Genomic DNA, 1,182 nt, shown 5'->3' on the forward strand with positions numbered 1-1,182 from the left:
AGGGAGGGCGTGCCTTCCCGTAAATATGATCCTGGTAGTCACTTGATCAAGTCAGCGTTGCAGCGCTGGCGGAAAGGCACGCCTCGTGCTCACGGTAGTCAACTCCAACGAAGGTTCCAACCCGGCTGGCGAGGACCGCTCCATCCTCGATCAGATCGTCCGAGACGGTGCTCGGCAGATGCTCGCCGCGGCATTGCGCGCCGAGGTCGCCGCCTACATCGACCAGTTCACCGATCAGGTCGATGAGAACGGGCACCGTCTGGTGGTGCGTAACGGCTCCCACAACGAGCGCGAGGTGATGACCGCTGCGGGTGCGGTTGCGGTGAAGGCACCGCGGGTCAACGACAAGCGCGTCGACCCAGACACCGGTGAGCGGCAGAGGTTCTCGTCGAAGATTCTGCCGGCGTGGGCACGCAAAAGCCCGGAGATCTCCGCGGTCCTGCCGCTGCTGTACCTGCATGGACTGTCCACCGGCGATTTCGGGCCGGCACTCGAGCAGTTCCTCGGTTCCGGCGCTGGGTTGTCGGCGGCCACCATCAGCCGACTCACTGCCCAGTGGCAGAAAGAAGCCGCAGCCTTCGCCGACCGCGACATCACCGCCGACTATGTGTACGTGTGGGTCGACGGCATCCACCTCAAGGTGCGCCTGGAGCAGGAGAAGCTGTGTCTGTTGGTCATGATCGGCGTCCGCGCCGACGGCCGCAAGGAGTTGATCGCGCTCGCTGACGGCTACCGGGAATCGACCGAGTCGTGGGCCGATCTGCTGCGCAGCTGTAAACGCCGTGGCATGCCGTCCCCGACCCTGGCGGTCGGGGACGGCGCGCTCGGGTTCTGGGCCGGGGTCCGCGAGGTGTTCCCCGAGAGCCGGGAACAACGCTGCTGGTTTCATAAGCAAGCCAATGTGCTTGCGGTACTGCCGAAATCGGCACACCCCAACGCTATCAAAGCGATGCAGGAAATCTACAACGCCGAAGACGAACAGCATGCCCGTCAAGCCATCGCTGCATTCGAGAAGACCTACGGTGCCAAGTATCCGAAAGCCGTGGCCAAGATCGTCGACGACACCGACGTGCTCCTGGAGTTCTATCGGTATCCCGCTGAGCATTGGATTCATCTGCGGACCACCAATCCGATCGAGTCGACGTTCGCGACCGTGCGGCTACGGACCAAAGTCACCAAAGG

General features: G+C 63.1%; 1 protein-coding gene. It reads left to right on the plus strand.

Annotation, left to right across the window (positions count from 1 at the left end; translation table 11 throughout):
* Window positions 1-85: 85 nt before the first annotated feature.
* Window positions 86-1,182 (plus strand): IS256 family transposase (locus GD1_RS23995; RefSeq protein WP_059040034.1); only part of this gene is annotated, 1,097 nt, incomplete at its 3' end.

It is taken from the genome of Gordonia desulfuricans NBRC 100010, assembly GCF_001485495.1.
In the GTDB taxonomy this organism is placed as follows: domain Bacteria; phylum Actinomycetota; class Actinomycetes; order Mycobacteriales; family Mycobacteriaceae; genus Gordonia; species Gordonia desulfuricans.